We start from the raw sequence: 6,895 nt of genomic DNA, 5'->3' as shown, positions 1-6,895 counted from the left end.
CCGCCGTGCGCGAGGTCACCAAGCTGCGCGCCCAGGTCGAGCTCGTCCAGCCGGGCTCCCTGCCCAACGACGGCAAGGTGATCGAGGACGCGCGCAGCTACCAGTAGGAAAAGCCCCGCAACCATCGCGGAACTGACGCCAAACTGACGCCAAAAGTGCGCCAACGAGGGTTTTCCCCGGCCCGGAGCTAAGTAATTTCCGCGATACGGACAAGGGATGGCGGGGCTACGATCGCCCGGTAATCAACCTCTCAAGGAGCATCGTATGAAGAAGATCCTCGCCCTGGCGGCCTTGGCTGCAAGCATTTCGTCAGGCGCCTTCGCGCAGGGCTTCCCCAACAAGCCCATCTCCTTCGTGGTGCCCTTCGCCGCGGGCGGCCCGACGGACCTGGTGGCACGCCGCCTCGCCGAAGCCATGCGCAAGCCCCTGGGCGGCGCCAACATCGTGGTGGAAAACGCCGCCGGCGCCGGCGGCACCATCGGTGCCACCAAGGTGGCCCGGGCCGCGCCGGACGGCTACACCCTGCTGGTCTGGCACATCGGCATGGCCGCCACCACCAGCCTGTACCGCAAGCAGACCTTCAAGCCGCTCGAAGACTTCGAGTACCTGGGCGCGATCAACGACGTGCCCATGACCCTGCTGGGCAGCAACAAGCTCAACGCCAACACCTACCGCGACTTCGAGGCCTACATCCGCGCCAACGGCGGCAAGCTCAACCTGGCCCACGCCGGCCTGGGTTCCGCGTCGCACATCTGCGGCCTGATGTGGCAGTCCGCCATGAAGCTCGACAAGTCGCTGACCACCATCCCCTATGGCGGCACCGCGCCGGCCATGAACGACCTCATCGGCGGCAACGTCGATGTGATGTGCGACCAGACCACCAACACCACCTCGCAGATCGAAGCCGGCCGCGTGAAGGCCTTCGCGGTCACCACCGCCAAGCGCCTGGACAACCACAAGCTGCTCAAGGACTACCCCTCGCTGCAGGAAATGGGCCTCAAGGACTTCAACCTGACCATCTGGCACGGCCTGTACGCCCCCAAGGGCACGCCGCCCGATGTGACCAAGAAGCTCAACGAAGCCCTGCAGGTGGCCCTGAAGGACCCGGCCTTCATCAAGAGCCAGATCGACCTGGGCGCCATCGTGGTGACCGACAACCGCGTCACGCCGGCCGGCCACAAGGCCTTCGTGGCCAGCGAAATCGCCAAGCTCAAGGCCGCCATCGACGGCGCCGGCCAGTACGCCGACTGATTTCGTGCCGCACGCCCGAAAGGGCGGCTCCATGCAAGCCGCCCTCGGGCGGCTTTTCTTTTTGCCACCCAAGGAGACATCGCATGGACGACAAGCCGTTTTCCGCCTCGCGCCGCCACCACCTGCGGACCCTGGCCGCCGCCACCGCCACCCTGGGCCTGCCAGGCCTTGGCTGGGCGCAGGCCGCCTGGCCGAGCAAACCGGTGCGCATCGTCGTGCCGTTCGCGCCCGGTGGCACCACCGACATCCTGGCCCGCGTGCTGGCGCCCGAGCTGAGCAAGACCCTGGGGCAGTCCTTCGTGGTGGAAAACCGCGCCGGCGCCGGCGGCAACATCGGCGCCGAGGTGGTCGCCAAGTCGCCGGGCGACGGCTACACCCTGCTCATGGGCACGGTGGGCACGCACGGCATCAACAAGTCGCTCTACGACAAGCTGCCCTACGACCCGCAGAAGGACTTCGCGCCCATCACCCTGGTGGCCGGCGTGCCCAACGTGATGGTGATGGGCACCAAGCGGGCGCAGGCCCTGGGCATCACCAGCGTGGCCGACTTCGTGAAGTACGCCAAGGCACACCCCGGCCGGCTGAACATGGCCTCCAGCGGCAACGGCACCTCCATCCACCTGGCGGGCGAGCTGTTCAAGTCGCGCACCGGCATCTTCATGACGCACATTCCCTACCGTGGCTCCGGACCGGCGCTGACCGATCTGCTGGCGGGCTCGATCGACGTGATGTTCGACAACCTGCCCTCGGCGATGCCGCACATCCAGGCCGGCAACCTCAAGGCCTTCGCGGTGACCAGCGCGGTGCGCTCATCGGCCCTGCCCGACGTGCCCACGGTGGCCGAGGCCGGCAACCTGCCCGGGTTCGAAGCCAGCTCGTGGTTCGGCCTGCTCGCGCCCACCGGCACGCCGACCGAGGTGGTGAACCGGCTGCAGCAGGAGACCGCCAAGGCCCTGAACCTGCCGGCGGTGAAAGAGCGCCTGGTGGCCCAGGGCGCCATCCCCAGCGGCAACACACCGGCCGAGTTCGCGCGCCTGATCGACGCCGAGACCACCAAGTGGGCCGCCGTGGTCAAGGCCTCCGGCGCCCGCGTGGACTGAAGAACCCGCGCAGCGGCGCGGCCCGCAACGAAAGAAGTGCACCCTCCAGAGGCATCAAGGGTCCGGCTGCGCCGGCCCGAGATGCCGTCCCCCTCGAAGCGCCGAAGGCGCGCCACGGAGGGGGGAAGCCGCGCAGCGGCGCAGGGGGGTGTTTCTCCTCACACTCCCCAGACGATCTCGACGTTCGCCTTCTCGCAGCGCTCCAGCATCTCGATGAAAGGTGCGGCGCGCATGCGCAGGCTCACCGGGTCGACCTGCGCGTCGTCGTGTTGGCCTTCCGCTTCCGCTTTCTCTTTCTGCTTCTGACGGGCCGCGTCGTCCGCCGCCACGGCGGCCCGGATCTTCTGCACGGCCGCGTCCATTTCGCCGGGCTGGATGATGCCCGGGCCCGACAGACGCTTGCCCAGGATCTCCAGCATGCGTTGGCCGTGCTGCTGCAGCATGACGAGGTCGCCCGTTTCGCGGGACTTGAATCGATACACAGACATGAGTGCCTCCGGGGGTGGTGAGGTAAGGCCATTCTTGCACCTACACGCCATGGAAAACCAGCGGATTTGTAGGAAGGACGTCCCGACGGATGTAGGACGCATGGCCCGGGGCGTCGCCGCAGCCGAATGGGCTACGGGTTTACCCGATTGGAGTTGTATATTTTAAACCTAAACTAATTAGGCATGAAAACATCCGTTCCAGCGCTTCGGCGCATCCTGTGCATCGGTGGCGGCCCGGCGGGCCTGTACTTCGCTCTGCTCATGAAGCGGCGCGACCCCTCGCTCACCGTCACGGTGGTCGAGCGCAACCGGCCGTTCGACACCTTCGGCTGGGGCGTGGTGCTGTCGGACCAGACCCTGGGCAACCTGCGCGAGGCCGACCCCGAATCGGCCGCGCTGATCGGTGAGGCCTTCAACCACTGGGACGACATCGAGGTCTTCTTCAAGGGCGGCCGCGTGCGGTCCGGCGGCCACGGCTTCTGCGGCATCGGCCGCAAGAAGCTGCTCAACATCCTGCAGGAGCGTTGCCTGGCGCTGGGCGTGAACCTGGTGTTCGAGACCGACGTGACCGACGACCAGGCGCTCGCGGCGCAATACGAGGCCGACCTGGTGATCGCCAGCGACGGCCTCAACAGCCGCATCCGCACGCGCTACGCCGACACCTTCCAGCCCGACATCGACACCCGGCAATGCCGCTTCGTCTGGCTCGGCACCAAGAAGACCTTCGACGCCTTCACCTTCGCCTTCGTGCAGACCGAACACGGCTGGTTCCAGGCGCACGCCTACAAATTCGACGGCGAGACCTCCACCTTCATCGTGGAAACGCCCGAGGAAGTCTGGAAGGCGCACGGCATCGACCAGATGAGCCAGGAAGACGGCGTGGCCTTCTGCGAGAAGCTGTTCGCCCCCTACCTCGACGGCCACGCCCTCATCAGCAACGCCTCGCACCTGCGCGGCTCGGCGATCTGGATCCGCTTCCCGCGCGTGATCTGCCACACCTGGGTGCACTGGCAAGAGATTGCTCGCCCCCACGCTCCACCGCTGCGCGGGTCGCTGCCCCCCGAGGGGGCTGATCCGGCTTGGGGCGGCCCGGCGCCGGATCACGGCGGCCGCAAGACCCCCATCGTGCTCATGGGCGACGCCGCGCACACCGCGCATTTCTCCATCGGCAGCGGCACCAAGCTCGCGCTGGAAGACGCGATCGACCTGGCCGACGAGTTCTCGCGCCACGCGAATGCCGACGTGGCCGAGGTGCTGCAAGGCTACGAGGCGCGCCGCAGCGTGGAGGTGCTCAAGATCCAGAACGCCGCGCGCAACTCCACCGAGTGGTTCGAGAACGTGGACCGCTACACGGGCATGGAGGTCGAGCAGTTCGCCTACTCGCTGCTCACGCGCAGCCAGCGCATCAGCCACGAGAACCTGCGCCTGCGCGACGCGAAATGGCTTGAAGGCTATGAGGCCTGGCTGCAGACCCAGGCCCAACCCGGCGTGCCGGTGAAGAAACACCCCACGCCGCCCATGCTGCTGCCGCTCACGGTGCGCGGCGTCACGCTGAAGAACCGCATCGTGGTCTCGCCGATGGCGCAGTACAGCGCGGTCGACGGCGTGGTGGGCGACTACCACCTGGTGCACCTGGGCGCTCGCGCCATGGGCGGCGCCGCGCTGGTGATGGTGGAGATGACCAGCCCCACGCCCGAAGGCCGCATCACCCCCGGCTGCCCGGGCCTGTGGAACGAGGCGCAGCAGGCCGGCCTGAAACGCATCGTCGATTTCGTGCACGGCCACAGCAGCGCCAAGATCGGCCTGCAACTGGGCCACAGCGGCGCCAAGGGCTCGACCCAGCTCGGCTGGGAGCAGATCGACGAGCCCCTGCCCAGCGGCAACTGGCCGCTGCTCTCGGCCAGCGCCGTGCCGTATGGCGAACAGAACCAGGTGCCGCGCGCCATGACGCGCGCCGACATGGACGCCATGACGGCGGCCTTCGTCGCTTCCACCCAGCGCGCGGCCGAGGCCGGCTTCGACTGGTTGGAACTGCACGCGGCCCACGGTTACCTGCTGTCCAGCTTCATCACCCCCCTCACCAACCAGCGCACCGACGACTACGGCGGCTCGCTCGCCAACCGCTGCCGCTACCCGCTGGAGGTGTTCACCGCCATGCGCGCGGCATGGCCGGCCGACAAGCCGTTCAGCGTACGCATCTCCGCGCACGACTGGGCGCCGGGCGGCAACACGCCCGACGACGCGGTCGAGATCGCGCGCCTCTTCAAGGCCGCCGGCTGCGACCTGATCGACGTGTCCTCGGGCCAGACCACGCGCACGGCCAAGCCGGTGTACGGCCGCATGTACCAGACGCCGTTCGCCGACCGCGTGCGCAACGAGGCCGGCATCCTCACCATGGCGGTGGGCGCGATCACCGAAGCCGACCACGCCAACAGCATCATCGCGGCCGGCCGCGCCGACCTCTGCGCCGTGGCGCGCCCGCACCTGGCCGACCCGGCCTGGACGCTGCACGAAGCCGCCAAGCTGCAGACCCGCGCCATCGAATGGCCGCGCCCCTACGAGAGCGGGCGCGACCAGCTCTACCGCGAGATCGCCCGCCAGCAAGCCCTCAACGCCCCTACACCATGACCCCTCCTTCACCGCTCGACCTCGAAGCCCGCGCCCACAGCGAACACGCGCACGAGCTGCGCCTGTGGCTGCGGCTGCTGACCTGCTCGCAACTGATCGAGAAGCGCGTGCGCGCCGGCCTGCGCGAGCAGTTCGACACCACGCTGCCGCGCTTCGACCTCATGGCCCAGCTCGAACGCCACCCCGACGGGCTGAAGATGAAGGAGCTCTCGCACCGGCTCATGGTCACCGGCGGCAACGTCACCGGCATCACCGACCAGCTCGTCAACGAAGGCCTGGTGGAGCGCATGGGCGTGGACGGCGACCGGCGCGCCTTCCGCGTGCGCCTCACGCCGCACGGCCGCGCCAGCTTCGTCGAGATGGCCCAGCAGCACGAGAGCTGGATCGTCGAGGCGTTCGAAGGCCTGAGCCCGCGCGACCTCGACAGCCTGCACAAGCTGCTGGGCAAAGTGAAACAGCACCAGCTCGAACTCAACCAGCGGATCGACGAAGAATGAAACACCCCATCCCCGACCACAACCCGATGCGCGGCCAGTACGGCCCCAAGGCCACGCCCGCCCCCACCCACTTCGCGCTCCGCGTGGGCGACGACGGCGTGGCCACCGTCACGCTCAACCGGCCCGAGCGCAAGAACCCGCTGACCTTCGACTCCTACGCCGAGCTGCGCGACTGGTTCCTCGGCCTGCAGAAGGCCACCGACGTGCGCGCCGTGGTGCTCACCGGCGCGGGCGACAACTTCTGCTCGGGCGGCGACGTGCACGAGATCATCGGCCCGCTCACGAAGATGAGCATGCCCGAGCTGCTGGCCTTCACGCGCATGACCGGCGCGCTGGTGAGCGCCATGCGCGCCTGCCCGCAGCCCATCGTGGCCGCGATCGACGGCGTGTGCGCCGGTGCCGGCGCGATGATGGCGCTGGCCTCCGACCTGCGCCTGGGCACGCCGCAGACGAACACCGCCTTCCTGTTCACCCGCGTGGGCCTCGCGGGCGCCGACATGGGCGCCTGCGCGCTGCTGCCGCGCATGATCGGCCAAGGCCGCGCCAGCGAGCTGCTGTTCACCGGCCGCGCCATGAGCGCCACCGAAGGCCACGCCTGGGGTTTCTTCAACGCGCTGCACGACAGCGCCGCCCTGCTGCCCGCCGCGCACAAGCTCGCCGCGCAACTCGCGCAAGGCCCCACCTTCGCGCACGGCATGACCAAGACCATGCTGCACCAGGAGTGGGCCATGACGCTGGACCAGGCGATCGAAGCCGAGGCCCAGGCCCAGGCCATCTGCATGCAGACGCAGGACTTCCGCCGCGCCTACGAGGCCTTCGCGGCCAAGCAGCGCCCGGTCTTCGAAGGAGATTGACGTGGTCGCCTTCGAACACCCGCACGGCCTGCGCCCACCCCAAGCGCAGTGGGAACTGCCTTTCTTCGACGCCCACC

6 protein-coding genes are annotated in these 6,895 nt (G+C 68.6%); 5 read left to right on the top strand and 1 reads right to left on the bottom strand.

What is annotated here, in order from left to right; genetic code table 11:
* Positions 1-264 precede the first annotated feature (264 nt).
* Positions 265-1,251 carry a tripartite tricarboxylate transporter substrate-binding protein gene (locus AC3WPZ_RS14735; protein WP_382322024.1) on the top strand — a complete coding sequence of 329 codons (987 nt, stop codon included), beginning with the start codon at positions 265-267 and terminating at the stop codon, positions 1,249-1,251.
* Between the two features lie 83 nt (positions 1,252-1,334).
* On the top strand, positions 1,335-2,351 hold the full coding sequence (locus tag AC3WPZ_RS14730) for a Bug family tripartite tricarboxylate transporter substrate binding protein (protein WP_492440260.1): 1,017 nt from the start codon (positions 1,335-1,337) through the stop codon (positions 2,349-2,351).
* A gap of 158 nt (positions 2,352-2,509) precedes the next feature.
* Here the strand turns inward: AC3WPZ_RS14730 and AC3WPZ_RS14725 are convergent, their stop codons facing one another.
* Positions 2,510-2,839 carry a DUF1840 domain-containing protein gene (locus AC3WPZ_RS14725; RefSeq protein WP_382322027.1) on the bottom strand — a complete coding sequence of 110 codons (330 nt, stop codon included), beginning with the start codon at positions 2,837-2,839 and terminating at the stop codon, positions 2,510-2,512.
* A gap of 183 nt (positions 2,840-3,022) precedes the next feature.
* Between AC3WPZ_RS14725 and AC3WPZ_RS14720 the strand changes: the two genes are divergently transcribed.
* Genes AC3WPZ_RS14720 through AC3WPZ_RS14710 form a run of 3 tightly spaced genes read left to right on the top strand, consistent with a single transcriptional unit; the run spans position 3,023 to position 6,818 of the window.
* Entirely contained in the window at positions 3,023-5,467 is a 2,445-nt protein-coding gene (locus tag AC3WPZ_RS14720; RefSeq protein WP_382322029.1) for a bifunctional salicylyl-CoA 5-hydroxylase/oxidoreductase, read from the top strand.
* Positions 5,464-5,964, top strand: a complete 501-nt coding sequence (locus AC3WPZ_RS14715) for a MarR family winged helix-turn-helix transcriptional regulator (RefSeq protein ID WP_382322030.1) — start codon at positions 5,464-5,466, stop codon at positions 5,962-5,964. The genes AC3WPZ_RS14720 and AC3WPZ_RS14715 overlap by 4 nt, the downstream gene beginning before the upstream one ends.
* On the top strand, positions 5,961-6,818 hold the full coding sequence (locus AC3WPZ_RS14710; protein ID WP_382153964.1) for an enoyl-CoA hydratase family protein: 858 nt from the start codon (positions 5,961-5,963) through the stop codon (positions 6,816-6,818). The genes AC3WPZ_RS14715 and AC3WPZ_RS14710 overlap by 4 nt, the downstream gene beginning before the upstream one ends.
* Positions 6,819-6,895: the final 77 nt, after the last annotated feature.

Source organism: Hydrogenophaga sp. FW305-3-2-15-A-LB1, assembly GCF_058787875.1.
Note: the sequence above shows the minus strand (reverse complement) of the source record. Positions and strands in the feature narration are given on the sequence as shown.